Source organism: Rhizobium rhizogenes NBRC 13257 (assembly GCF_000696095.1).
Taxonomy (GTDB): Bacteria; Pseudomonadota; Alphaproteobacteria; order Rhizobiales; family Rhizobiaceae; genus Rhizobium; species Rhizobium rhizogenes.
Window position 1 is genome coordinate 290,135 of the sequence record NZ_BAYX01000006.1, and the last position, 23,909, is coordinate 314,043.

Below are 23,909 nucleotides of genomic sequence, written 5' to 3' on the forward strand. Positions count from 1 at the left end.
TTGATCCGGCGTTTGCGTAGTCACGCCCAAAACTGGGGTAACGTACATGAACAACCTATCATTTGGCAGCCTCCTGCGCCGACCGGAGGCAGGCGCCTTCCTTGGCCTCATCGGCGTCCTCGTGTTCTTCGTCGTCTTCGGCAGCACGAAATTCCTCGAGCCGGCAGGGGCGGCGAGCTGGCTCAACGTCGCCGCCAATCTTGGCATCGTCGCACTGCCGATCGGGCTGCTGATGATCGCCGGCGAACTCGACATTTCCATAGGTGCGATGATCCCAGCGGGATCCATGATCGTCGCCGTGCTGTCGGGGCATTATGGACTGCCGATCTGGGTCGGGATGCTCGGCTCTATCGCCTTCGGCATCGTCGTCGGGCTGGTCAACGGTCTGCTGGTCGTGCGAACGGCCGTTCCGTCGCTGATCGTGACGCTTGGCACGCTCTTTGCGGTTCAGGGCCTGATGCTCGGCTTTTCGGTACTCGTGACCGGAACAACCAGCGTGGCGCTGACGGCGGCTCCCTGGGCCAAGTTCGTCTTCGGACAGTTCCTGGCCGGCTCCTTTCAGGTGATCATCCTGTGGTGGCTGGCGATCACCGCGCTCTTCGTCTTCTTCATGCACTATTCGCCCTATGGCAATTGGGTTTTCGCCATGGGAGGCGACAGGATCAGCGCGCGCAATGCCGGTATTCCGACAACCAAGCTGACCGTGATCCTCTTCGTTCTCTCAGCAACTGGTGCCTCGTTCGTCGGCATGTGTCAGGCCATCCTGTTCAATTCGGCCCAGGTGTCGGGCGGCATGACGTTCATCTTCAACGCAATCATCTCGGTCGTCGTCGGCGGCGTATTGCTGACGGGAGGTTTCGGGTCGGTGATCGGAATCTTCTTTGGAACCATCACCTTCGCCGTGGTCAACCAGGGCATCTACTTCACATCCTTCGACCGCAACTGGTCGAGCCTGATCATCGGCGTGATGCTTCTGGTCGCGGTTCTCATGAACAATACGTTCCGTCAGATGGCGCTTACCTACTCGCCGAAGAGAAAAAAGGGAGGGCTATGAGATGGCAACCCCGATCCTTGAGCTCGAAAACGTCAACAAGTCTTTCGGTCCGATCGATGTCCTCTACGATATCACATTGAGGGTTCACCCCGGCGAGGTGTTGTGTCTTCTCGGGGACAACGGCGCGGGCAAGTCCACGCTCATCAAGACCTTTGCCGGCGTCTACAAGCCGACAACGGGCACTGTGAAGTTCGACGGCCAGCCGATCACCTTCAGCAACCCGCGCGAGGCGGCGGATTTGGGGATCGCGACCGTCCACCAGTTCGGCGGCACCTTTCCTCTCATGAGCATCGGTCGCTCGTTCTTCGTGGGTCGTGAGCCGACGAAAGGCTTCGGGCCGTTCAAGGTCTACGACCGCAAGACCGCGAACGACGTTGCCGTGAAGGCAGTCCGGGAGTTCGGCATTACCCGGATCGACGACGGTGACCGTCTCATCGGTGGCCTGTCCGGCGGCGAGCGGCAATCGCTGGCGATCGCGCGTGCCGTCCATTTCGGCGCACGGGTGCTGATCCTCGATGAGCCAACCGCAGCTCTCGGCGTCAAGGAGGCGGCGCACGTTCTGCGCATCGTGTTGGAAGCGCGCCGTCGTGGCCTCGCGGTGATCTTCATCACCCACAACGTCATCCACGCCATGACGGTCGGCGACCATTTCGCGGTGCTGATCAAGGGCGCCAAGGCGGCGGATTTCCGTAAGGGCGAACGGACCCGCGAGGAGATTACCGATCTCATGGCCGGTGGCGAAGCGATGGCCGAGCTGGAGGCGGAGATCCAGGCCCATTCCGCCGGATAGCAGCTCTTTCAAGCGGGTGCCGCTGCGGATCGCGGCGGTACAGAACCAACGCCATCCGATGTCCGGATGGCCCAGCCAAACAACTCTCAGACGGGTGACCAGAAATGAAAATCGCAATCGACCCCTTCATGCATCGCCATCTCTCGCTCGATGCGCTGCCCTCAAAGGTGGCCGAGCTTGGATATGAATGGATGGAATTGAGCCCGCGAGGGGACTTCCTCGAGTGGTTCAAGGCGCCCCGCGTTTTTCCTGGCCGCATCAAGTCCTTCAAGAAGGCGCTCTCCGACGCAAATGTCGGAATAGCCTCGCTGCTTCCGATGTATCGCTGGGCATCGAACGACGAGACCGAAAGGCAGGCGGCGGTCAAGCATTGGAAGCGCGCGATCGAGATCTGCGTCGAACTGGGCGTCGACACCATGAACTCGGAGTTCGGTCGCGGACCCCATCCCGATAAGGGATCCTGCTATTGCTGCCACACGGGCTCGATGATCGAGGCGTGCGAAGATGCCTGGTGGCGCTCGATGGAAGAGCTGGTGCCGATCTTCGAGAAGGAAGGCGTCAACCTCCACGTTGAACCCCATCCGGAAGATTGGTGCGAGACCCTTCAGCCCGCGCTCGACATCATCCGCACGGTCAATTCGAAGAACGTCAAGTTCCTCTACTGCGCGCCCCACACCTTCTACTTCGGCGACGACACCAAGGCGATGCTGCGGGAAGCCAAGGATGTCCTTGCTCATGTCCATGTCGGCGATACCTTCAATCACAAGGCATCCTCGGGCCTGCGCTACATCGTCAATCCACCCGGCTCAATGGCCCGCGTCCACCAGCATCTGGACATCGGGCAGGGCGAAGTGCCCTGGGACGATTTCTTCGGGACGCTCGCCGAGATCGGCTTCGACGGCATCATGACGGCCTGCGTCTTTGCCTGGGAGGAACGGGCAGACCATTCCGGCAAGTTCATGCGCGGCAAGATGCAGGAATATATCGACAAGCACTGGGGTGCGAAATGACCCTTGGAGCCGGCTCTCTCGCAACGGGCATGATCGGACAGCGGATGTCCGTCGATTGGAGAGCGGCTTTCCCGAACGCGCGCCGTAGCGAACATTTTTCAAACATCCACAAACAAGCATTCTGAAAGGCTCGAAAATGATTAACGGAGAAAGACTTATCGACCGTCCTCTTCGGTGGGGCATGGTTGGCGGCGGCCGCACGGGGCAGGTGGGCTACAAGCACCGCACCGGCGCGTTGCGGGATGGCAGCTACCAGCTCATCTGCGGTGCTTTCGACCTCGACGTCGCGCGTGGCCGCGATTTCGGCGTGAAGCTCGGTGTTGCGCCCGAGCGTTGCTATGACGACTACAAGGCGCTGATTGCCGCGGAAAGCCAGCGCCCGGATGGCGTGGAAGTGGTTTCCATCGCCACGCCCAACTTCACCCACTACGAGATCACCAAGGCGTGCCTTGAGGCTGGCCTTCATGTGATCTGTGAAAAGCCGCTGTTCTTCACCGTGGCCGAATGCGACGAAATTGCCAAGCTGGCGGAAGAGAAGGGGCTGATCGTCGGCGTGACCTATGGTTTCTCCGGTCATCCGCTGCTTCATCAGATGGCGGCGATGGTCAAGAAGGGGATCCTCGGCGACATCCGCATCGTCGACATGCAGTATACGCACGGCTTCAGCTCCGGCGACGATGCCAATGCATCCGACGCGCAGAAGTGGCGCACCAATCCGGCAACATCGGGTCCGACCTTCGTTCTCGGCGATATCGGAACGCATATCTACTACATGTCGCAGATCGTGCTGCCGCATATGAAGATCGAAAAACTCCTCTGCGACCGCCAGTCGTTCATCAGATCGCGTGCGCCGCTTGAGGACAATGCCTATGTGCTGTCGCACTACGACAATGGTGCGGTCGGCCGTCTCTGGGTGTCGTCGGTCAATGCCGGTTCCATGGCCAGCCAGAGGTTCCGTTTCGTCGGATCCAAGGCCTCGGTCGAATGGACCGACACCCAACCCAACGAGCTGATCTACGAGGTGCAGGGACAGCCGCCGCAGGTGCTTCACCACGGGATGCCGTACCTTGAAGACGAGAGCCTGCGCTATGAGCGCATGGGCGCCCTGCACACAGAAGGTCTCGGCGACAGCTGGTCGAACATCTATCTCTGGATCGCGCAGGCCATCGACGCGAAGAAGCGCGGCGACGGCGCCTTCCTGAGGGATCATCACTATCCGGGCATCAAGGCGGGCACCGACGGCGTGCGCTGGCTGGAAAACTGCGTGCGATCCGCAGACGCAGGCTCCGTCTGGGTCCGCTTCGAATAACCCGGGAGAGGCGCGCCGGTTTCCTCCTACTCCCCCGGCGCGCCTCGATACCTCTTTTCAGGAAAGATGAACCGATGAGACTTTCAATCTGCACCGACGTGATGGGAAATCTGTCCTTCACGGACATGCTGGACAAATGCGTGGAACTTGGCGTCGAAGGCGTTGAAATGACCGGTGGTGGTTGGTCCGGCGCTCCGCATTTCCGCGCTGACGAACTTCTTGCGGACAAGGGCATTCTCAGGACTAAGCTTAGGGAAATCGAGGCTCGTGGCCTGGAGATCGCCGCCCTGAACTGCTCGGCCAATCCGCTTGATCCAGGCGACATGGGCAAGCGTCACCGCAAGGAAATGGAAGAGACCTTTCGTCTTGCCGGCGAGATCGGGGTGAAGAAAATCGTCACCATGTCCGGTCTGCCGGAGGCAGCACCCGGCGACATGGTGCCCAACTGGCTCGTCTACACCAAAAGCTGGCCCAACGAGATGCCGGAGCGCGACCGCTACCAGTGGGAGGAGCGCGCCTTCCCATTGTGGCATGATCTCGTGAGGCTTGCGGATGAAACGGGCGTCGAGAAAATCGCGCTCGAAAACTTCTCGGCGATGCTGGTGCGGAATCCCGAAACTCTGTTCCGCCTGCGCAACGAGGTCGGCCCGAAGGTGGGCATGAACCTCGATCCATCGCACCTGATGTGGATGGGCGCTGATCCGATCGCATCGGCGCGTGCACTCGGGAGTGCGATCCATCATTGCCACGGCAAGGACACGCGCATCGAACGCGGGCTCGCCGACGTCAACGGCCTGCTGGAACTGAAAGACGTGACCGATGTGGCAAACCGCACATGGAATTATGTCGCCGTCGGCGCCGGCCATGATCTGCAATGGTGGAAGGAGTTCTTCTCGGTCGTGCGGATGGTCGGCTACAACGACTGGGTCAGCCTCGAGATGGAAGATTTCACCATGTCCACGGAGGCCGGTATCCAGTCATCCATCAATGCGCTGAAAGCGACGATCAGCCGCTGAAAGATCTTGGCGCGGGCAGGCTATTGCCCGCGCTTGCCCGGCATACCCCGCGCCGGCAGCGCGGGGTAGTTCTCATGGAGTGTCAAGAAATGCCCAGTGAACGCACTCACGACATGATCAAGCCGCCGTCGACGTTGATCGTCTGGCCGGTGATATAAGCGGCATCGTCGCTGGCGAGGAAGGTCACGAGCCCGGCGACATCTTCGCCGGAGCCGGCCCGTTTCATCGGTATGCCGTCAACCCATTCCTTTATGAGCTCGCCGGGACCGTAGTTGCCGAGCAGCTTGCCCCAGGCCTGATCGTTGTAAGCCCACATATCGGTCTCGATGATCCCGGGGCAGAAGGCATTGACGGTGATGTTCTCGACCGCGACTTCCTTGGCCAGGCTTTGGGTGATCCCGACGACCCCCATCTTCGAGGCTGCATAGTGAGGCGTGTAGATGAAGCCGTCTCGCGCCTGACCTGATGCGGTGTTGATGATGCGGCCGCCACGGCGATGCTTGCGCATGCGCGCGATCGCCTCCTGCGCGCATAGGAACACGCCCTTTGTGTTCACCGCCATCACCTTGTCCCAGTCCGCTTCGGCCAGGTTCTCGACGCGCGATATCGTGATGACGCCGGCATTCTGGATGGAGACATCGACGGAGCCGAATTCACGTTCTGCGGTGTCAAAGAGAGCGATGACGCTGGCTTTGTCCGTGACGTCGCCGACGAAGGAGGCCGCGCGCCCGCCATAGCTTCTGATGTCATCCGCAACAGAATGGACAGTCTCTTCATTCGCCGAGACAAGCACATTCGCGCCTTCGCGCGCGAACCGTTTTGCGATGGCCGCACCGATCCCCCGGCTCGCGCCGGTGACGACGACCGCCTTATTTTCGAAGCGATGCATGGAAACTCCTCCCTTTCATTGTCCGCATGATCCCGTCGGCGGCCGCTTTTCGCTTACGATCCGGACGCGGCGGACAGGATTGATATGAAGTCTGATGCCTTGAGCGACGCGCCGCCGACAAGTGCGCCATCGACTCCCGGAATTGAGAAGATCGGGCGAGCATTAGCCGGCTTCACCGAGCCGCCATAGAGCAAACGGATGTCATTCGCCTCGGATCCAAATCTTCTGGAAAGCGCTGCGCGCAAGGCGGCGTGAACCTCGGCGATCTCTTCTTCCGTGGGTACTCGCCCGGTTCCGATTGCCCACACGGGTTCATAGGCAATGGTCGTGTTTGTCGCACTTGCCCCATCGGGAAGTGAGGACTGAAGCTGTTCTTCGACGACAGCCAATGTGGCGCCGCTGGCCCTCTCGCTCTCGGTTTCACCCACGCAGATGATGGCGTTAAGCCCGGCGCGATAGGCAGCCGATGCCTTTGCAGCAACCATTGCGCTGGTCTCGCCGTGGTCCGCCCGGCGCTCGGAATGACCGAGGATCACATATGTTGCGCCGATATCGGCGAGCATCTGGGCCGAAACGTCACCCGTATGCGCGCCGGAGGAATTGGGGTGGCAATCCTGCCCGCCAATACGCAGTTTGTTTCCCTTGGAGATGGCCGCCGCCCTGTCGATCAGTGTAGCGGGCGGGCAAACGACAGCTTCGGCGGCGGCACCCTCGGCTGCCGCCGCGATTGCCGTGATCTCGGACAGATCCGAGACCAATCCATTCATCTTCCAGTTTCCAGCGATCAATTTGCGGGGCATCACGATCACCAGGCGCAGAATCCGCCGTCAACCAACAGGTCGACGCCGGTTACGAAGCTTGCGGCATCCGAGAGCAGAAACACGGCAGGGCCGACCATCTCGTCGACGGCTGCCATGCGCTGCATCGGGGTCTGCTCTTCGAAAAGCTTCGTCTGGTGGATCATCTCCGGTCGGGTGTTCATCGGTGTGGCCGTATAGCCGGGCGAAATCGTATTGACGCGGATGCCGCGTCCGACCCACTCCATCGCCATGGATTTCGACATGTGGATCACGCCCGCCTTGGAGGCGTTATAGTGGCACTGGTTAAGGCCGCGATTGACGATGACGCCGGACATGGAGGCGATGTTGACGATGGAACCCTTGCCATGTTTGAGCATGGAGCGGGCTTCCGCCTGGCAGGAGAGGAACACACCCTTGAGGTTGATGTCCATCAGGGTCTGGTACTGGTCTTCTTCCATCTCCTCCGCAGGATTGGCATTCGCAATGCCGGCCGCATTCACCGCCAGCGACAAATGGCCAAGTTCGGCTTCCGTCCGCTCGACCGCCTCGGCAAGCGATGCCTTGTTCGTCACATCAGCCGCGATCTGGATCGACCGGCGCCCGGCCTGACGGATAAATCCTGCCGTCGTGGCCAGGCCGTCATCGTCCCTGCGATCGAGGAGAGCGACGTCTGCGCCGCATTGTGCAAGACCGATCGCGATGCGTTGTCCGATACCGCTGCCGGCACCTGTGACAAAGGCAATCTGCCCGGCGAGATCGAAAAGCTTCGGCGCATTCAGAGTGATGTCAGGCATCGCTCTTCCTTTCTTCATTCGTTTTAGATTGTAGCCAATTCCATAATGGAGACGTCGTTCGCCTGGTCGCGATCCAGAATGCCCGCCTGTTTGCCTTGCGCAAGCACGAGAATCCGGTTCGAAACGCCAAGCACTTCCTCAAGATCGGAGCTGACGACGATGACGGCGACGCCGCGTTTTGCCAGACCCACGATGATGTCGTAGATGCCGGCGCGCGCGCCAACGTCGATGCCGCGCGTCGGCTCGTCGAGAACGACGACCTTGGGGTCGCGCATCAGCCATTTGGCGATCACGATTTTCTGCTGGTTTCCGCCGGAAAGGTCCGATGCCAGCTGCTCGCCGCGCCCCTTGATCCCGAAGGTCGAGATGGCTTTCCTCGCAAAGTCACGCTTCATCGAAGGCGTGATCCACCGGCGGCCGAACCGGTCCAGGTTGGCGTAGACAAGATTTTCGCCGATCCGATGGCTGACGACGAGGCCCTGGAGCTTCCGATCCTCCGGCACCATCACGATGCCCCTTGCGATCGCGTCGGCCGGGCTGCGCAGCGCCAGCTGTTCTCCATTGAGATGAATCACGCCTGCCTTCAGCGCATCGGCGCCGGAAATCGCGCGCACCAATTCTGTTCGACCGGCGCCGACAAGCCCTGCTATCCCGAAAATCTCACCGGCCCGAACCTCGAAGCTCACATCCCTGAACGAGCCGTCAACGGCGGTCAGGCCCTCGACCTTGAGGACCGGCCGCTCCTGTGGAGCCGGCAAGGCGGGGAACAGTCTGTCGAGCGACCGCCCGACCATGCTTTCGACGATGGTGCGAACCGGTGTTGCGCTATCGGCGAATTCCTGGACCCGCTCGCCGTCGCGCAGTACGACGATGCGATCCGTGATCCGTTTGATTTCGTCCATTCGGTGCGAGATGTAGATGATCCCGACCCCTTCGGAGCGCAGCTTGCGAACCTGTTGAAAGAGAGCCTCGGTTTCCGCGCCGCCGAGCGCGGCTGTGGGTTCATCGAGGATCAGCAGTTTTGCATCCAGCGCCAGGGCCTTTGCAATTTCGATCAGCTGTTGATTTGCCGTCGAAAGGCCCGCGACTTTCCTCGTGGCGGGAATGTGCAGGTTCAAGCGCGACAGTTGCTCCTGCGCGCGCTTGACCATCTGCGCACGATCCACGATCCCGTTCTTCATCGGCCAACGACCGATGAAGACGTTCTCGGCAATCGTCAGTTCCGGTAGGAGCTGAAGCTCCTGATGGATCAGCACGACGCCCTTGTCGATCGCTTCGCGGGGGGAGGCAGGGGCGTAAGGCTGCCCCTGCCATGTCATTGTGCCCTCAGAAGGAGTGCGTGATCCGGCGATGATGCCCGACAAGGTCGACTTGCCGGCGCCGTTTTCACCGAGGAGGGCGACAACCTCTCCGGGGTAAACGTCGAGGCTGACGCTCTTGAGGACCTCAAGCGGGCCATAGCGCTTCGAGATGCCCCGAAGAGAGAGAACCGGTTCCGTCATATCACCACTCCCGAGCCTGAATTTATGGATGGTTGGCGATAAAGCTTTCCACGTTTTCTTTCGTGGTGAGCGTCGCATCCATCAGCTGAACAGGCGGCACCTTCTCGCCACCAACGATCTTGACGGCCATATCCACGGCCGCGCGACCCATCTTCTGCGTCTGCTGTGTCGCGGTGACGTCGAAAACGCTGTTCTTGAGGGCTTCAAGAGCGGCGGTGTCACCGTCAAAGCCACCAACGACGACCTTCTGCGACGGGTTGCCGACCTTGATGGCCTGCGCCGCGCCCAATGCCAGACCGTCTGCCTGGGCAAACACGATGGAAACATCAGGATGTGCCTGGAGCATGTTCTGCATGATCTGGAAGCCCTCATCCTGGCTCCACATGTTGGACCACTGCTCTGCAACGATCTTCACACCCGGGTTTGCCTTGACGGCGTCCATGCAGCCCTTGGTGCGATCGACTTCCGGGGTCGTACCCTTTTGGCCGTGGATGATCACCATGTTGCCCTTGCCGCCGGCCTTTTCGATGATGTGCTTGCACACGGCATTGGCCGAGGCGACGGAGTCGGTCGCCAGGAAGGTGTCGCCCGGAGCGCCATCGGCGTTGCGGTCCACATTGATGACCGGAACGTCTGCCTGGTGTGCGAGTTTCACGGGAATGGTCGCTGCCGCGGCGCCCGCCGGGATGTAGATCAGCGCATCGATGTTCTGGGTGAGAAGATCCTGGATCTGGTTCACCTGCGTCGGGCCATCGCCCTTCGCATCGACCGTCACCACCGTGATGCCACGGGTCTTGGCCTCGGCTTCAACGGCCTGCTTGATCTGGTTGAAGAAGTTTGCCTGAAGGTTGGCGACCGCGAGGCCGAGCTTCTTGACTTCCTTGGCCTGCACCGATCCGAATGAAAGGGCGAGGGCGGCAGCTGTCGTCAGTAGAATGCGGGAAAGTTTCATCAGTTCCTCCTTGGGTTTGACCTTGCCCCTGGGTGTTTCCTCCGCCCCTGGGCTTTTGATCCTCTCCAATCGCCAGGAGAGGAATTCTCGAATGCGCGGCCCAATTGGCCGCTTACATCATCTCTTCTTGCGGCGGAGCGTTTCAGCGCCGACGGCGAGCACGATGACCACGCCGATAATGACCTGCTGCAGGAAGGGGGAGACATTCAGCAAATTGAGACCGTTGCGCAGCACGCCGATGATGAGCACACCGATCAAGGTGCCGCCGATGCCTCCGGCTCCGCCCGAAAGCGAGGTGCCGCCGATCACAACTGCCGCGATGGTGTCGAGCTCATAGCCGAAGCCGCTGGAGGGCTGGACGGCATCGAGGCGAGCGGCAAGGACAATCCCCGCCAGGCCGGCAAGTATTGCGCAAACGACGTAAACGCCGATCGTCACGAGCGCGACATTGATGCCGGCGAGGCGGGCAACCTCCGGGCTTCCGCCGACGGCGTAGAGCATGCGGCCTTCCGAGCGAAACTGCAGGAAAAGCCAGGCGACGAGGACGATGGCGAGCATCACGAAGACCGTGGCCGTCAGCACACCGAAATGCCGGTCGATCGCCAGCATCGTGAACCAATCCGGGAAGCCGACGATCTGCTGGCCATCGGTAATCATATTGGCCACGCCACGCGCGACCGACATCATCGCAAGCGTTGCAATGAAGGCTGGAACGCGGAAACTCGTCACCATCACGCCGACAATCAGGCCGCTCAATGCTGAGGCAAGGAGTGCCAGGGGAACGGCGACCGCCATCGGCAGCCCGGCGACGTTTGCAACCCATCCCATGATCATCATCGACAAAGCGAGCACCGATCCAACCGACAGATCGATGCCTCCGATGAGAATGACGAAGGTCATTCCGACGGACATGATGCCGAGAACGGTAATCTGGTCGAGAATGTTCAATGCGTTCCGCGTCGAAAGAAACGTATCGGTCGCAACGCTTAGGAATGCGCAGAGTAGCAGCAGTCCAATCAGGGGGCCTGTCGCTCCGCCGAGCCATGCCAGCGAATTCCTGGACTGTTGAGCCGGCTCTTGAACACCGAGTGCGGACATTGTTCCTCCCACCCATTCGCTGAATGCGAGATTTAATCCTCGCAATAGAATAATTATTCACAAGTGTTGAAAAATGCACTACCGCCTCTTTCTGGTCGTGTCAATAGGCCTGTAGGTGCCGATCCCCGAGGTCGCGCAGGGTTATATTCAGAAATTGGCTTGACTAGAGCGCAGTTTATGCAAAAATATGTGATAGTGAATATTTATGCACAAAGGAAGCGTCATGCAGTGGAAGGAACTTGAGCGCATCGCGCGTCAGATACGTCTGCGCGATCTGGAAGCGGTATATGCGGCGGGCGCGGGTCATATTGGCGGGGAGATGTCGGCGATCGATATCCTCACCGCGCTCTATTTCCATGTGTTGAAGATCTATCCGGATAACGCGAAGCATCCTGGCCGGGACCGGTTCGTTCTCTCAAAGGGACACACCGCATGCGCCCTCTACATCACCCTGGCGAAGCGCGGTTTCTTCCCCGAGGACGAGATCTCGACCTTCCTGCAGCCGTACTCGCGTCTTAACGGACACCCGAATTGCAACAAGGTTCCCGGTGTCGAGACCAATACCGGTCCGCTTGGACATGGCCTTCCGGTCGCCATCGGTATCGCAAAAGCCGGCAAGCTTGCCTCTGCGGGCTACCACACCTACGTCATGACCGGCGATGGCGAGATGCAGGAAGGATCGAACTGGGAAGCGATCATGGCGGCGTCCCAGTTCGGGCTGGATAACCTGACGCTGATCATCGACCACAATCGGTTCCAGCAGGGTGCTGCCCTTGCCGATACCAACAATGTAGCGCCATTGCGGCCGAAGCTCGAAGCATTCGGCTGGGAGGTCAGTGAGATCAATGGCAATGAAATGGCGGAAATCGTTCCGGCACTTCAGCATCGGGGCGCCCGCCCGCATTGCATCGTCGCCCACACCAACAAGGGCCACGGCATTTCGTTCATGCAGGACCGGGTCGACTGGCATCACAAGGTGCCAAACAAGGAACAGTACGAACTCGCAGTCGCAGAACTGTCGGAGGCACTTTAATGGACGCGCCCATCTCAACTACCGCTTTGCACGACTGCCGCGATGCGTTCGCCGCGACCCTGGAAGCGCTGGCATCGGCCGATCAGACGATCGTCGCCGTCTGCAATGACTCGGTCGGCTCCTCGAAGCTTGGCGGCTTCAAGTCGAAGTTTCCGGAGCGCTTGATCAACGTCGGTATCGCAGAGCAGAACATGGTCGGCGTTAGCGCGGGACTTGCCAATGGCGGACGCATCCCCTTCGTCTGCGCCGCATCCTGCTTCCTGACCGGCCGCGCCCTGGAACAGATCAAGGCCGACATTTCCTACTCGAATGCCAACGTCAAGCTGATCGGTATTTCGTCAGGCATGGCTTACGGTGAACTCGGCCCCACGCATCATTCCATCGAGGACTTCGCCTGGACCCGCGTTCTGCCCAATTTGCCCGTTATCGCACCATGCGATCGGATAGAGACGGCCGCAGCAATCGAATGGGCCGCGAGCTATGCCGGCCCCTGCTTCCTTCGTCTGTCGCGTGTCGGCGTGCCGGATCTCCTTCCGGAGGGTCATAAGTTCGTGCCCGGCCGGGCAAACCTCCTTCGGGATGGTGGAGACGTGACGCTGATCGCCAATGGAACGCTGACGCATCGCATGTTGAAAGCGGCGGATATATTGGCAAGGCAGGGTGTCGACGCGCGCGTGCTCAATATGGCAACGGTGCGTCCCATCGATGAAGATGCGATTATCGCCGCCGCAAGGGAAACCGGCGCGATCGTAACCGCTGAAGAGCATTCGATCTACGGTGGTCTCGGATCGGCCGTCGCCGAGGTCGTGGTCGACAATGCGCCGGTGCCCATGAAGCGTCTGGGTGTCCCGGGCGTCTATGCGCCGACCGGCTCTGCCGAATTTCTGCTGGATGAGTTCGGTATGGCTCCGAGTGCCATCGCAGAGGCGACGCTTGCCCTGTTGAAGCGGAAGTGAGCAAGCGCTTCTAGCGGCTTTCGAAGCAGCGTTCATGCGCCGATATTGATGTGGAGAAGACTTTCATGCGCGCCATCCTGGCAATCGATCAGGGTACCACCAACTCCAAGGCCATTTTGGTATCGGAGACAGGCGAGCTGATCTCGCGTGGCGCTGCTCCGGTCGGCATCAGCTATCCTCAATCCGGCTGGGTCGAGCAGGATCCCAATCGGATCTGGCAGTCCGTCTGCGAGGCCGTGCGCCTCTGTATCGAAGCGGCGCCACAGGTCACGATCGAAGCCGTCGCGGTGTCTAACCAGCGGGAGTCGGTGACGATCTGGGACGGCGAAACCGGAGAGGCTCTCGGCCCCGTCGTCAGCTGGCAGTGCCGCCGGACGGCACCGGATTGTGCAAGGTTGATCGAGGGCGGTCATTCGCATCGGGTCGAGCAGATCACCGGTCTTCCCATCGACCCTATGTTTCCGGGCTCGAAGGTGAAGTGGCTGCTTGATCGTGCCCCGGCAGGCCGTTCGATCCGGGTCGGCACCGTGGACAGCTGGCTGATCCACCGCCTGTCCGGTGGCAGGCGGCATGCATGCGATGCCTCCAACGCCGCGCGAAGCCAGCTTTTCGACCTTAAGTCGCAGCAATGGAGCGACGAGCTTTGCGACTTGTTCGGCGTCGCCAAACCGGTATTGCCGGAGGTGCTGGACAGTTCCGGGGATTTCGGAACGACCGCTAATGTGCCTGGCGTGCGCGATGGCACACCAATCCGTGCGGCAATCGGCGACAGCCACGCTGCTCTTTTCGGACATGGAGCCTACAAGGTCGGCGATGGAAAGGTGACGTTCGGAACCGGATCATCCGTCATGACCACGCTGCCGGGTTTCATCGCCCCGAGCAACGGGATTACCACCACGGTCGCCTGGCGCATTGCCGGCAAACCGACCTACGCCTTCGAGGGAAACATCCTCGTCTCGGCTGCTAGCCTGCCATGGATGACGGATGTGCTCGGACTGCCGGATGTTGCCGCATTGATCGACCTGGCATCGACCGCAGAACCCGGCGGACCCGGCTTCGTGCCGGCATTCGTCGGCCTTGGCGCGCCTCATTGGAATTCCGATGCGCGTGCCCTGTTCTCTCAGATCGGCTTCAACACGACACGCGCGCAGATGGCCAGGGCCGTGACAGACTCGATCGCCTTTCAGGTTCATGATGTCTTTGCGGCGATGCAAGGCCAAAATGGCGGGACGATCGGTGCGCTTTATGTCGATGGCGGCCCCAGTAAGAATACGTTTCTGATGCAGTGCGTTGCGGACCTGTTGCAGCATTCGGTCATTCAATGCGAAGCCCCGGAGGCATCAGCCTTGGGAGCGGCCTATCTGGCTGGTCTGTCGCTCGGCATGTGGCCGGATCTGGAGGCTATTGCGCGTCTGCCGCGCAGCAATACGGTCATAAGACCGCAAGCGATTATTTCGTCGGAGAAACTTAATACGTGGAGCGATGCCATTGCCCGCTCGACGTTCGGCCCGCCGCCCGCTAATGGTGAATAAAAATTCACGGCTGGGGAAAATATGGGACGCATCAACGAACTTCGGCTGATTTCCCGCGTAGCGCAGATGTACCATATCGAGCATAAACGTCAGGCGGACATTGCGCAGCATCTGCGATTGTCGCAGGCAACCGTCTCGCGCATGCTCAAGCGCGCGGAAGCCGAAGATATCGTTCGAACCACAGTCATCCCACCTGCCGGCACCTATGCCGACATGGAAGGTGCCCTTCGCGAACGCTTCAATCTTCCCGAAGCCATCGTTGTGGAATGTTCGGAGGACCGCGATGGTGCGATCATGGAGCGGATCGGGGAAGCGGCCGCGCATCTTTTGGAAGTGACGCTGGCGCAGGGCGAAATCATCGGCGTTTCGAGCTGGAGCCAGACCATCTTCAAGATGGTGGAAAACATTCATCCCCAGAAGAGCGCTCAGGCGAAATACATCGTGCAAACGCTGGGTGGCATGGGCGATCCGTCGGTGCAGACCCACGCCACGCAGTTGACGACGAGATTGGCCCGGCTGACGGGTGGAGAGCCGAAGCTATTGACCGTACAGGGCGTGACAAGCTCACGGGAAGCGAAGCTTCTGATGATGGCGGATCCGTTCGTTCGCGAGACCATCGACCTTTTTGGCGCAATCAGCCTCGCCATCGTCGGGATCGGCGCCGTCGAGCCATCCGAGCTGCTGGCGCGCTCCGGAAATATCTTTTCGTCGCGCGAGCTGGCCGACCTGGCAGAGGCCGGTGCCGTCGGTGATATTTCGCTCCGGTTCTTCGATCTGAAGGGCAATACGGTAAAAACGCCGCTCGACGAACGCGTCATCGGGATTTCGCTGGAAGAGCTTGAGAAGGTCGATCGCGTCGTCGCGCTCGCAGGCGGAGAAAAGAAGACTGCCGCAATCGCGGGAGCGCTCCGCGTCGGTGTCATCGATACGCTGGTGACGGACAAGTTTACGGCTCAGCGTCTCATCGATTTGGATTAGCGCTGGTCGCTATTATCCTTTGAACTGAGCCACGCTCTCGCGTCAGGGCGCCAAATCCCTCAATCCGACAGCCTTTGTCATCGAGCCCCAATAGGTTCAGATTTGGAAATGGGTGAATGTGGAAACGATACCACATTCGTCTTGACTCGCCATATCCGTCGCTTAGTATCGATGTGGAAACGTTACCATATTGGGAGGAACTTCATGAAATCCGCGCGGCTCAACCGCCTTTTTGGCGTGTCCGGAAATTGCTTCGACGTCGCCATCGATCACGGCATGTTCAATGAGAGAACTTTCCTGTCCGGCATCGAGGACATGAAGACTGCCATCAAGGTGATCGCGGATGCAGCACCGGATGCCATCCAGCTTCCGCCGGGCACGGCGCCTCTGCTGCAGGCCATTCCGGGCAAGCAGCGTCCGGCGCTGGTGCTGCGCACGGATATTGCCAATATCTACGGCAATCCGCTGCCGTCGGCGTTGTTTTCCGAAATGATCGACAGGGCGGTGGAGCAGGGCGTGGCGCTGGATGCGGCCTGCGTCGTCGTCAATCTCCTGATGCTGCCGGACCAGCCCGAAGTCTATCGCGCCTGCGTGCGCAACGTGAACAGTCTCAAGCGTGAATGTGAGATCTACGGCATGCCGTTGATGGTCGAGCCGCTGGTCATGCAGGACAATTCCAAGGGTGCCTATATGGTCGACGGCGCGATCGACAAGATCCTGCCGCTGGTGCGTCAAGCGGCTGAACTCGGTGCCGACATAATCAAGGCCGACCCGTGCGACAATGTCGAGGAATATCATCGCGTCATCGAGATCGCGCAGGGGCTTCCGGTGCTGGTGCGTGGCGGCGGCCGCGTTTCGGATCAGGAAATCCTCAGCCGCACCAAGCAGTTGATGGAGCAAGGTGCGCGCGGCATCGTCTATGGCCGCAATGTCATCCAGCACAACAATCCTGGCGGTATGACGCGCGCCTTGATGGCGATCGTCCATGAAAACGCTACCGTCGAACAAGCTTCGCGGCATCTCGCCTGACGCACCTTTGGGAGGAGGAGACATGACAAAAGTATTCCGTTTCGGCGTTATCGGCTGCGGCTTGATGGGGCGCGAATTCGCCAGTGCGGCGGCGCGCTGGCTGCATCTGGCCGATGTGAAGGCGCGGCCGGAGATTGTCGCGGTCTGCGACACCAATGCGACGCTGCTCGACTGGTTCAGGGATCATGTGCCGAGCGTGCGGCAGTTTACCGCCGACTATAAGGAGCTTCTGGCCAATCCGGAGATCGACGCAATCTATTGCGCCGTGCCGCATGTGCTGCACCAGCAGCTCTATATCGACATCCTGAAGGCCGGAAAGCATCTGCTCGGCGAGAAGCCTTTCGGCATGGACGCTGCCCATAACCGCGAGATCATGACGGTTCTTGCCGGGCATCCCGAGCTTCTGGTCCGGTGCTCGTCGGAAATGCCGTTCTTCCCGGGTGCGCAGAAGGTCATCGCGCTCGCGGAGAGCGGTGAGATGGGGGATATCCTCGAGGTCGAGGCGGGCTTCCTGCATTCCTCGGATATTGACCGGCAAAAGCCGATCAACTGGAAGCGCATGGCCGAGATCAACGGCGACTATGGCTGCATGGGCGATCTCGGCATGCATGTCCTGCATGTACCTTTGCGTCTCGGCTGGCGCCCGACCACGCTGCATGCGCAACTGGTCAAAAAGGTCACCGAGCGTCCCGACGGCAAGGGCGGCATGCTGCCCTGCACCACCTGGGACAATGCCACGATCAGTAGCCGGGTACGCACGGCGGATCAGGATTTTCCCATGGTGCTGAAAACCTGGCGCATCGCGCCCGGCGAATCCAACACCTGGTACATTCGCATCCTTGGCATGAAGAAGAGCGCTTTCTTCGGCACCAAGTCGCCGCGCCAATGGCAGTGGATGGACTATAGTGGCGGCACGCAGGCATGGAGCACCGAGGATCTCGGCTATGGCTCGCTGTTTCCGGCGATCACCGGCAAGATTTTTGAGTTCGGCTTTGCCGATGCCATCCAGCAGATGTGGGCGGCCTTCGTCGACGAACTTGCTGGCGGGAATGCAAATGGTTTCGCCTGCGCGACGCCGGCCGAGGCACAGGCGCATCATGCTGTGCTGACGGCAGCGCTCAAATCCGGTCGCGAGGATGTCGTGGTGCCGGTTGAGTATGACGGAGCAGCGATCCGATGAAGCGCTCCGAGATCAATGCGGCCCTTCGGCAGGCAAGCGAAACCCTTGAACGCTGGCACTGGTCCTTGCCGGACTGGGGATATTGGACGACGGCGGATTTTGCCGCCAATCCACAGGCGGCAAGCTATCTGCGTGCCCATCAGTTGGGCTGGGACGTCACCGATTTCGGCTCGGGCCGGTTTGCCGAATGCGGCCTCGTGCTGCTCTGCCTGCGCAACGGCATCGTCGGGGTCGAGGGCGAGCGTACCTATGCCGAAAAACTGCTTTTCATCGAGGAAGGTCAGGTCACGCCGACGCATCGCCATGCGGCGAAGATGGAGGACATCATCAACCGTGCCGGCGGTGATCTCATCATCGAATTCGCCGCGACCGACGCGGCTGGCAATGTAACGAAGGATGACGTGACCGTTCCGGTCGACGGGCTGCCGTTTAGGCTCGCCGCATGGGAACCGCTGGTTCTGTCCCCCGGTCAGAGCGTGACGATCCATACCGGGCTTTACCATCGCTTCTACGGAAGGAAGGGCGGCGGCCCGGTTCTCGTTGGCGAGGTCAGTCAGGTCAATGACGACAACAACGACAACTTCTTTCTGGAGCCGATCGGGCGCTTTGCCGCCATCGAGGAGGACGAACCGCCTCTCAGACCCCTCTGGAACGAGGCAGGTGGCTGATGCGGACCGGGGAGGAGGGTCGCGGCAGCGAAAAGCAGAAGACGGGCGGCATCGTTTGCGCCGGCAATTTCATTGTCGATCGCGTCCATACCCTGTCCTATTGGCCCGAACAGGGTAATCTCGCCCATATCCTGCACCAGGATCTGGGCGTGGGCGGCGGGGCGGCCAATGTCGTCACCGATCTTGCCTCGCTCGGCTTTCCCGGAAAGCTGGCGGCAGCGGGATGCATTGGTGCGGATATTGACGGGGAGATCGTCAAGTCGCGCCTGGTCGCTGCTGGTATCAATGTCGACGGGTTGACCGTGCTTGCCGACCGTGCGACGGCGCATACGCATGTCATGAACGTGCCGGGCCAGAACCGCACCTTTTTCTATCATGGCGGCGCCAATGATGCGGTCACGGATGGGCTCGTCTCCCCGGCCACCTTTGCGAATGCCGGCTACAGGCTGTTCTATCTCGGTTATCTGATGCTGTTGCCCGGTCTCGACCGGCTTGATGCAGATGGCCGTTCGGGAGCGTCGCGTCTGCTGGAGGCCGCGCAGGGCGCGGGTTTGACGACCTGCGTGGATTTCGTATCAAGCGAAGACACGGAATTCGCGGCCAAGGTCGGCGCTGCGCTGCCATATTGCGATTTCCTTGTTATCAACGAGATGGAAGCGGGCCGAGCGACGGGCGTTACCGTTCGCGACGCGAAGGGAGACCTGATCGAGGCCGAGCTTCTGACAGCGGGCGAACGCCTGCTTGCAGCGGGCGTCGCCAAAGGGGCGGTCATCCATGCCCCGGAGATCTGCTTCTGGTTTGCGCCCGGCGCGTTGCCCGTCGTCATACGTTCGCGGCCCGTCGACCCGAGCGACATCGTCAGCACAGTCGGTGCCGGCGATGCCTTTTGCGCCGCCGTCCTTTACGGTCTGCATGAGAACTGGCCGGTCGAGCGCATATGCGTCGTCGCTCATGGCGCGGCCGCGCGTTGCTTAGGCGGCGCGACAGCCACCGACGGCATCCCCGACATGGCGGTCCTTTTGGAGGATACGAAGGAGACGACTCCGGTATCCGGTTAGCCCGTCGGGGTCCCCTTGGGAGAAGGCGGTTCCGGTCATGATCCAAGCAAGTGGAGGAGTAGACATGAAGCTATACGGAAAGGTGGCATTGGTCACGGGAGGCGCAAGCGGTATCGGCAAGGCAGTCTGCGAGCGCTTCGCGGCCGAAGGCGCCAGGGTTACCGTGGCGGATCTGGATGGCGAACGATGCCGAGGGGTCGCGGAGGCGATCGGCTCCGGTGCCTGGGGTGTGGCGCTCGACGTGACCAGCCAGGACAGCATCGATGCCGCCGTGGACTTCTCGATAAAGGCCGCCGGCCAGATCGACATCCTGGTCAACGCAGCCGGCATTTACGAGGTGCAATCCATTCTGGAGATATCGCGCGAGCGTACCGCCAAGGTCTTTGCGGTCAATGTCGAAGGCCTGATTTTCATGACGCAGGCGGTTGCCCGGCATATGGTGGAGCGCGGTCAGGGCGGGCGTATCATCAACTTCTCGTCTCAGGCTGGCCGTCGTGGCGAGGGACCGGCCGTGGCCTATTGCGCTTCCAAGGCGGCCGTCATCAGCATCACCCAAAGCTGCGCTCTGGAATTGATCCGGTACGGGATCAACGTGAATGCCATCGCTCCAGGTGTTGTCGACACGCCGATGTGGGATGTCGTCGATGCGAAACTCGGTAGCAGGGAGGGTTTGCAGCCGGGCGACGTGAAGCGCCGTGTGGCCGCCGCTGTTCCAGCCGGACGATTTGGTATGGCCGATGAGCAGGCTGCCATGGCTGCCTTCCTGGCCGGGCCGGATGCGGCATACATCGTCGCGCAGTGCTACAATGTCGATGGCGGCAACGTCATGAGCTGATCATTCTGCAATGCGGGTTCATCAGCGAGGAGGAGGAGAAAAATGAAAGCTGTCCGTTTGGAATCGATCGGGTTCATGACCATGCGCAGCGTCGAGAAACCGGTTGCCGGGCGGGGCGAACTGCTTGTTCGCGTCCTTGCAGCCGGCATCTGCGGTTCCGATCGTCACATGTACAAGGGGGAGTATCCGACTGCGATCCCGGTGACGATGGGTCATGAATTCAGTGGCATCGTGGAAGAGATAGGAGATGACGTCATAGGCTTTGCCGGCGGCGAGCTTGTCACCGTCGACCCCAACATCGCCTGCGGCCGCTGTCATGCCTGCACGCGTGGACGGCCGAACCTGTGCGAGGGTTTGACTGCAATCGGCGTGACACGGGATGGCGGGTTTGCCGAGTATGTGGCGGTGCCGCACCGGCAGGCATTCACGCTGCCCGCCGATCTCGATCCCGTGCATGGCGCTTTCTGCGAGCCGCTCGCCTGCTGCCTTCATGCCATCGACAAGGCCGAGATCCGTGCGGGCGACAGTGTCGTGATCCTGGGAGGGGGCGTGATCGGCCTACTCATGGTGCAATTGGCGCGTTTGGCCGGGGCGAGCGAGGTGATCCTGATCACGCGGCAGCTCTCAAGACGCCAGACCGCACTGCATCTTGGAGCGTCGCATGCCTTCGACCCGACAGCTTCGGACGCGGTTGCCGCTGTTCGAGATGTCACCCAAGGCGGCGCGGATGTCGTCATAGAGTGCGCCGGCGTTCCCGAAACCATGCAGACTGGCCTGAGGATGGCGCGGCGCGGCGGCATCTTCGTGCTTTTCGGAGTGACGCCCGCAGGCGTCGAGGTGCCCGTCCTGCCGTTCGACCTGCTCGTCAACGAGGTCGACATAAGGCCGGCCTATCTCAATCCGTTCACCCATTCGCGTGCTGCGGCCATGGTCGCGATCGGGGTGTTGGAGCTGGATATGCTGGTGACCAGAACCATCGGTCTCGAAGACGTCGCCGGCGTGGTGGGCGGCGCGCCATTGCCAGGCGAGATCAAGGTCATCGTCCGACCCTAGAACATGCCATGGACCCGGCCCGGCTTAGCTGCGGACAGGGCCGGTGGAGTCGCGCTGGATCAGGGTGACCGGCACTTTCACGACGGTGGCCTGGCGTGGCTCATGCCCCATCTGGTGTTCCGCGATCAGCGCCTCCAGCCGCTGTGCCGCCCGTTGCCCGACATCGCGGATCGGCTGCGCGACCGTCGTTAGCCGGGGAAAGACATAGGCTGCCTCGGGCAAGTCGTCGAAACCGATCACCGAATAATCGCCCGGAACGGAAAAACCGCGATCGAGGACGGCATGGATTGCCGCGATCGCTGAGATATCGCTCGTGCCGATGATAGCCGTGATCTCGGGTCGTGCCGCCAGCAGATCCCGCGCCAGCGGGTAGGTTGCGGCAAAGCTGTGTTCCTCGGCCATGGTCACGGCGGCGGGCGTGATCCCGTTTCTCGCCATTTCCGCCGTAATGCCTCGGAGGCGAAGCTGGACAGGCTGGCTATGGGCCGGTGCGCCGACGATGGCGATCGACCGATGGCCGAGACCGATCAGGTGGCGCGCCATCAGCGCCCCGCCTTCCTCGTGATCGGCCATGACCGCTTCGTCGGCGATGCCGTTCAGCTCGCGGTCGATGGCGATAATCGGAATACGAGCGTCCCGCAGCACTTCGAAATGCTCGGCTCTGCCGAAGGCGCTTGCCACGATCACGCCATCGACGCGCTGGGCGAGCAGCATCGAAATATAGCGCGCCTCGTGGTCGATGTTTTCGGCCGTGCTGCAGATCAGCGTCTGATAGCCGCGCTGGAACAATTCCTGTTCGATGGCATGGGCCAGGATACCGAAGAAAGGCACGTCAATTGACGGCAGCATCAGTCCGATCATCCGGCTTTGCGCGCCGCGCAGCATGCGCGCGTCCTTGCTGGGCGTGTATTTCAGCGTTCGAATGGCCGCCTCTACCCTGTCCCTGAGATCGGGCGAGGTATAGCCGCTATTGTTCAGCACGCGTGAGACCGAAGAGACCGATGTTCCTGCAAGCTTGGCGATATGTCTGATGTTGGTCGTCACTTGCTCGCATTTCTCTGTCTGGTGGCCGAACATTCATGAGGCGCGCCGCAGACGTTCACCTTCATGTTGGCACCTTCATGTTGGCAATGTGATACTCGCAGCGAAGATGGCAAGCAATCTCGGCGCCATGCCGACCTTTCCGATAGTGATTGCCTTTGTACGTCGGCCATGACCTATGGCCGATCGCAGCGACGGCGATCGATCAGGCCGTCAACATTGCGGCATTAATGTCACCGTCGGGTTCGACGAGCGAGCGTTGAAATTCGGCACGCAGGAATGTCGCAAGCTGCCTCACGGGCAGGCGAGGCTGCTGCGGTAGAACCATTGCCAGCCGCAAAGTCGGAAGTTCCGGCATGCCATCCTCCGGTCCGAGCTTTCGCCAACTGGCCGGGACCGCCGACTCCGGAAGCACCGTCAGCAAATCTCCGGAATGAACAGCCAGCTGAATGCCGGCAATGTCGGAGGACGAATAGACGATCCGCCACCGGCGGTCTGCTCGATCCAGCGCCGACAGTACCTGCGGTCGGGCACGGCAACCTTCCGGAAACAGCGCGAGCTGAATGCAGTTCTCGCGTTCCGGATAACGGTCGGCCGCTGCACACCAGACCTGTTTTTCCAGCCGAATGATCTCCCCCTTCGGCTCCACGGCATTCTGCGTGATGATGGCGATGTCCAGCTCGCGGCTTTCGACCATATATTCAAGACGGTGTGAGAAATCATATTGAAGGTCGAGACTGACCTTTGGATATTGCGGCACGAAGCGCTGCATCAAAGCGGTGCCGAACAGCGTCAGATAGTCGTCCGGCATGCCGAGCCGAACCCGGCTTTCGTTCCGGCCCTCGAGCAGGGTGGCCAAAGCCTCGTCTTCGATCGCGCGTATCCTGCGCGCATATCCCAACAGCCTTTCCCCGATCGGCGTAAGCGTGACGCGGCGATGGCCGCGATCGAACAGACGCAGATCGAGGCGCTCCTCCCACTTGCCGATGGCCATGCTGACGGCCGCCTGCGTGCGGCCCAGTCTCTCGGCCGCCGCCGTGAAGCTTCCGGTTTCGGCCACCGCCACAAAGCTGGCCAGAGCATCGCTATCGAGGTTGCGCATGTGTCATACTCCTGTCGCCAGGCATTCATCCCAGGCTGTAGATCTATTTCCCCATCCTGTTCAAGTAACCATCCGGGGCTGGCGGCAGCAATGCCTGCCGTATGCGGAGAGCCCTGAGCTTGCGGGCATGTATCAGCGGCGCTTATGCGAGAATAACAAATCTGTCATTTTCAACACCGCTCCGCCGATTATCTTGATGCTGCGTCAACACAACAAGAACGTAAAGGGGA

At 60.7% G+C, this 23,909-nt stretch carries 23 protein-coding genes; 15 read left to right on the forward strand and 8 right to left on the reverse strand.

What is annotated here, in order from left to right:
- Positions 1-46: 46 nt before the first annotated feature.
- The 5 genes from RRH01S_RS15500 to RRH01S_RS15520 all read left to right on the forward strand — a co-directional run bounded on the left by RRH01S_RS15500 (position 47) and on the right by RRH01S_RS15520 (position 5,179).
- Complete coding sequence (locus RRH01S_RS15500; protein ID WP_007700380.1) at positions 47-1,054, forward strand: ABC transporter permease; 1,008 nt, start codon at positions 47-49, stop codon at positions 1,052-1,054.
- A gap of 1 nt (position 1,055) precedes the next feature.
- A complete protein-coding gene (locus RRH01S_RS15505) occupies positions 1,056-1,844 on the forward strand; it encodes an ATP-binding cassette domain-containing protein (RefSeq protein WP_007700383.1) in 789 nt (262 codons plus the stop codon).
- 104 nt (positions 1,845-1,948) lie between these two features.
- Positions 1,949-2,854, forward strand: a complete 906-nt coding sequence (locus RRH01S_RS15510) for a sugar phosphate isomerase/epimerase family protein (protein WP_007700386.1) — start codon at positions 1,949-1,951, stop codon at positions 2,852-2,854.
- Positions 2,855-2,990: 136 nt separating this feature from the next.
- Positions 2,991-4,163 carry a Gfo/Idh/MocA family protein gene (locus tag RRH01S_RS15515; RefSeq protein WP_042472703.1) on the forward strand — a complete coding sequence of 391 codons (1,173 nt, stop codon included), beginning with the start codon at positions 2,991-2,993 and terminating at the stop codon, positions 4,161-4,163.
- Between the two features lie 74 nt (positions 4,164-4,237).
- Positions 4,238-5,179 carry a sugar phosphate isomerase/epimerase family protein gene (locus RRH01S_RS15520; protein WP_042472707.1) on the forward strand — a complete coding sequence of 314 codons (942 nt, stop codon included), beginning with the start codon at positions 4,238-4,240 and terminating at the stop codon, positions 5,177-5,179.
- 106 nt (positions 5,180-5,285) lie between these two features.
- Here the strand turns inward: RRH01S_RS15520 and RRH01S_RS15525 are convergent, their stop codons facing one another.
- The 6 genes from RRH01S_RS15525 to RRH01S_RS15550 all read right to left on the reverse strand — a co-directional run bounded on the left by RRH01S_RS15525 (position 5,286) and on the right by RRH01S_RS15550 (position 11,214).
- Positions 5,286-6,068, reverse strand: a complete 783-nt coding sequence (locus RRH01S_RS15525; protein ID WP_042472709.1) for a glucose 1-dehydrogenase — start codon at positions 6,066-6,068, stop codon at positions 5,286-5,288.
- A gap of 53 nt (positions 6,069-6,121) precedes the next feature.
- The gene (gene tpiA, locus RRH01S_RS15530) at positions 6,122-6,868 is read right to left on the reverse strand and encodes a triose-phosphate isomerase (RefSeq protein WP_042473080.1); all 747 of its coding nucleotides are present in this window, start codon (positions 6,866-6,868) and stop codon (positions 6,122-6,124) included.
- Between the two features lie 5 nt (positions 6,869-6,873).
- Positions 6,874-7,662, reverse strand: a complete 789-nt coding sequence (locus RRH01S_RS15535) for an SDR family oxidoreductase (protein WP_007700398.1) — start codon at positions 7,660-7,662, stop codon at positions 6,874-6,876.
- A gap of 23 nt (positions 7,663-7,685) precedes the next feature.
- Positions 7,686-9,164, reverse strand: coding sequence for a sugar ABC transporter ATP-binding protein (locus RRH01S_RS15540; RefSeq protein WP_042472712.1), 1,479 nt, complete (start codon positions 9,162-9,164; stop codon positions 7,686-7,688).
- A gap of 22 nt (positions 9,165-9,186) precedes the next feature.
- Entirely contained in the window at positions 9,187-10,116 is a 930-nt protein-coding gene (locus tag RRH01S_RS15545; RefSeq protein WP_042472716.1) for a sugar ABC transporter substrate-binding protein, read from the reverse strand.
- 117 nt (positions 10,117-10,233) lie between these two features.
- Positions 10,234-11,214, reverse strand: a complete 981-nt coding sequence (locus RRH01S_RS15550; RefSeq protein ID WP_042472719.1) for an ABC transporter permease — start codon at positions 11,212-11,214, stop codon at positions 10,234-10,236.
- A 223-nt stretch (positions 11,215-11,437) separates the two neighbouring features.
- Between RRH01S_RS15550 and RRH01S_RS15555 the strand changes: the two genes are divergently transcribed.
- The 10 genes from RRH01S_RS15555 (at position 11,438) to RRH01S_RS15600 (ending at position 21,536) form a co-directional block, all read left to right on the forward strand.
- Complete coding sequence (locus RRH01S_RS15555; RefSeq protein WP_042472722.1) at positions 11,438-12,247, forward strand: transketolase; 810 nt, start codon at positions 11,438-11,440, stop codon at positions 12,245-12,247.
- A complete protein-coding gene (locus tag RRH01S_RS15560; RefSeq protein WP_042472725.1) occupies positions 12,247-13,203 on the forward strand; it encodes a transketolase family protein in 957 nt (318 codons plus the stop codon). The genes RRH01S_RS15555 and RRH01S_RS15560 overlap by 1 nt, the downstream gene beginning before the upstream one ends.
- Positions 13,204-13,268: 65 nt before the next feature.
- Positions 13,269-14,735 carry an FGGY family carbohydrate kinase gene (locus tag RRH01S_RS15565; RefSeq protein ID WP_042472727.1) on the forward strand — a complete coding sequence of 489 codons (1,467 nt, stop codon included), beginning with the start codon at positions 13,269-13,271 and terminating at the stop codon, positions 14,733-14,735.
- A 21-nt stretch (positions 14,736-14,756) separates the two neighbouring features.
- Entirely contained in the window at positions 14,757-15,713 is a 957-nt protein-coding gene (locus tag RRH01S_RS15570; protein ID WP_012649820.1) for a sugar-binding transcriptional regulator, read from the forward strand.
- A gap of 204 nt (positions 15,714-15,917) precedes the next feature.
- Positions 15,918-16,742, forward strand: coding sequence for a class I fructose-bisphosphate aldolase (locus RRH01S_RS15575; RefSeq protein ID WP_012649821.1), 825 nt, complete (start codon positions 15,918-15,920; stop codon positions 16,740-16,742).
- A gap of 22 nt (positions 16,743-16,764) precedes the next feature.
- On the forward strand, positions 16,765-17,922 hold the full coding sequence (locus tag RRH01S_RS15580) for a Gfo/Idh/MocA family protein (protein WP_042472732.1): 1,158 nt from the start codon (positions 16,765-16,767) through the stop codon (positions 17,920-17,922).
- Positions 17,919-18,590 carry a D-lyxose/D-mannose family sugar isomerase gene (locus RRH01S_RS15585; RefSeq protein ID WP_042472735.1) on the forward strand — a complete coding sequence of 224 codons (672 nt, stop codon included), beginning with the start codon at positions 17,919-17,921 and terminating at the stop codon, positions 18,588-18,590. Before RRH01S_RS15580 ends, RRH01S_RS15585 begins: the two co-directional genes overlap by 4 nt.
- The gene (locus RRH01S_RS15590; RefSeq protein WP_042472739.1) at positions 18,590-19,648 is read left to right on the forward strand and encodes a carbohydrate kinase family protein; all 1,059 of its coding nucleotides are present in this window, start codon (positions 18,590-18,592) and stop codon (positions 19,646-19,648) included. Before RRH01S_RS15585 ends, RRH01S_RS15590 begins: the two co-directional genes overlap by 1 nt.
- Positions 19,649-19,712: 64 nt before the next feature.
- Positions 19,713-20,483, forward strand: coding sequence for an L-iditol 2-dehydrogenase (locus RRH01S_RS15595; RefSeq protein WP_042472741.1), 771 nt, complete (start codon positions 19,713-19,715; stop codon positions 20,481-20,483).
- Positions 20,484-20,525: 42 nt separating this feature from the next.
- Positions 20,526-21,536 (forward strand): zinc-dependent alcohol dehydrogenase family protein, encoded by a 1,011-nt coding sequence (locus RRH01S_RS15600; protein ID WP_042472745.1) that lies wholly within the window; start codon positions 20,526-20,528, stop codon positions 21,534-21,536.
- Between the two features lie 24 nt (positions 21,537-21,560).
- On the opposite strand, the gene RRH01S_RS15605 is transcribed toward RRH01S_RS15600, so the two are convergent.
- Both RRH01S_RS15605 and RRH01S_RS15610 read right to left on the reverse strand, forming a co-directional pair.
- Complete coding sequence (locus RRH01S_RS15605; RefSeq protein WP_042473084.1) at positions 21,561-22,580, reverse strand: LacI family DNA-binding transcriptional regulator; 1,020 nt, start codon at positions 22,578-22,580, stop codon at positions 21,561-21,563.
- Between the two features lie 202 nt (positions 22,581-22,782).
- Positions 22,783-23,679: a LysR family transcriptional regulator gene (locus tag RRH01S_RS15610; protein WP_042472749.1), complete on the reverse strand. Its 897-nt coding sequence runs from the start codon at positions 23,677-23,679 to the stop codon at positions 22,783-22,785.
- Positions 23,680-23,909 lie beyond the last annotated feature (230 nt).

Excerpts from the sequence above, each read along its gene's own strand:
- RRH01S_RS15500 (WP_007700380.1), top strand. The coding sequence starts at position 47 with ATGAACAACCTATCATTTGGCAGCCTCCTGCGCCGACCGGAGGCAGGC.
- RRH01S_RS15505 (WP_007700383.1), top strand. The coding sequence starts at position 1,056 with ATGGCAACCCCGATCCTTGAGCTCGAAAACGTCAACAAGTCTTTCGGT.
- RRH01S_RS15510 (WP_007700386.1), top strand. The coding sequence starts at position 1,949 with ATGAAAATCGCAATCGACCCCTTCATGCATCGCCATCTCTCGCTCGAT.
- RRH01S_RS15515 (WP_042472703.1), top strand. The coding sequence starts at position 2,991 with ATGATTAACGGAGAAAGACTTATCGACCGTCCTCTTCGGTGGGGCATG.
- RRH01S_RS15520 (WP_042472707.1), top strand. The coding sequence starts at position 4,238 with ATGAGACTTTCAATCTGCACCGACGTGATGGGAAATCTGTCCTTCACG.
- RRH01S_RS15525 (WP_042472709.1), bottom strand. The coding sequence starts at position 6,068 with ATGCATCGCTTCGAAAATAAGGCGGTCGTCGTCACCGGCGCGAGCCGG.
- tpiA (WP_042473080.1), bottom strand. The coding sequence starts at position 6,868 with ATGCCCCGCAAATTGATCGCTGGAAACTGGAAGATGAATGGATTGGTC.
- RRH01S_RS15535 (WP_007700398.1), bottom strand. The coding sequence starts at position 7,662 with ATGCCTGACATCACTCTGAATGCGCCGAAGCTTTTCGATCTCGCCGGG.
- RRH01S_RS15540 (WP_042472712.1), bottom strand. The coding sequence starts at position 9,164 with ATGACGGAACCGGTTCTCTCTCTTCGGGGCATCTCGAAGCGCTATGGC.
- RRH01S_RS15545 (WP_042472716.1), bottom strand. The coding sequence starts at position 10,116 with ATGAAACTTTCCCGCATTCTACTGACGACAGCTGCCGCCCTCGCCCTT.
- RRH01S_RS15550 (WP_042472719.1), bottom strand. The coding sequence starts at position 11,214 with ATGTCCGCACTCGGTGTTCAAGAGCCGGCTCAACAGTCCAGGAATTCG.
- RRH01S_RS15555 (WP_042472722.1), top strand. The coding sequence starts at position 11,438 with ATGCAGTGGAAGGAACTTGAGCGCATCGCGCGTCAGATACGTCTGCGC.
- RRH01S_RS15560 (WP_042472725.1), top strand. The coding sequence starts at position 12,247 with ATGGACGCGCCCATCTCAACTACCGCTTTGCACGACTGCCGCGATGCG.
- RRH01S_RS15565 (WP_042472727.1), top strand. The coding sequence starts at position 13,269 with ATGCGCGCCATCCTGGCAATCGATCAGGGTACCACCAACTCCAAGGCC.
- RRH01S_RS15570 (WP_012649820.1), top strand. The coding sequence starts at position 14,757 with ATGGGACGCATCAACGAACTTCGGCTGATTTCCCGCGTAGCGCAGATG.
- RRH01S_RS15575 (WP_012649821.1), top strand. The coding sequence starts at position 15,918 with ATGAAATCCGCGCGGCTCAACCGCCTTTTTGGCGTGTCCGGAAATTGC.
- RRH01S_RS15580 (WP_042472732.1), top strand. The coding sequence starts at position 16,765 with ATGACAAAAGTATTCCGTTTCGGCGTTATCGGCTGCGGCTTGATGGGG.
- RRH01S_RS15585 (WP_042472735.1), top strand. The coding sequence starts at position 17,919 with ATGAAGCGCTCCGAGATCAATGCGGCCCTTCGGCAGGCAAGCGAAACC.
- RRH01S_RS15590 (WP_042472739.1), top strand. The coding sequence starts at position 18,590 with ATGCGGACCGGGGAGGAGGGTCGCGGCAGCGAAAAGCAGAAGACGGGC.
- RRH01S_RS15595 (WP_042472741.1), top strand. The coding sequence starts at position 19,713 with ATGAAGCTATACGGAAAGGTGGCATTGGTCACGGGAGGCGCAAGCGGT.
- RRH01S_RS15600 (WP_042472745.1), top strand. The coding sequence starts at position 20,526 with ATGAAAGCTGTCCGTTTGGAATCGATCGGGTTCATGACCATGCGCAGC.
- RRH01S_RS15610 (WP_042472749.1), bottom strand. The coding sequence starts at position 23,679 with ATGCGCAACCTCGATAGCGATGCTCTGGCCAGCTTTGTGGCGGTGGCC.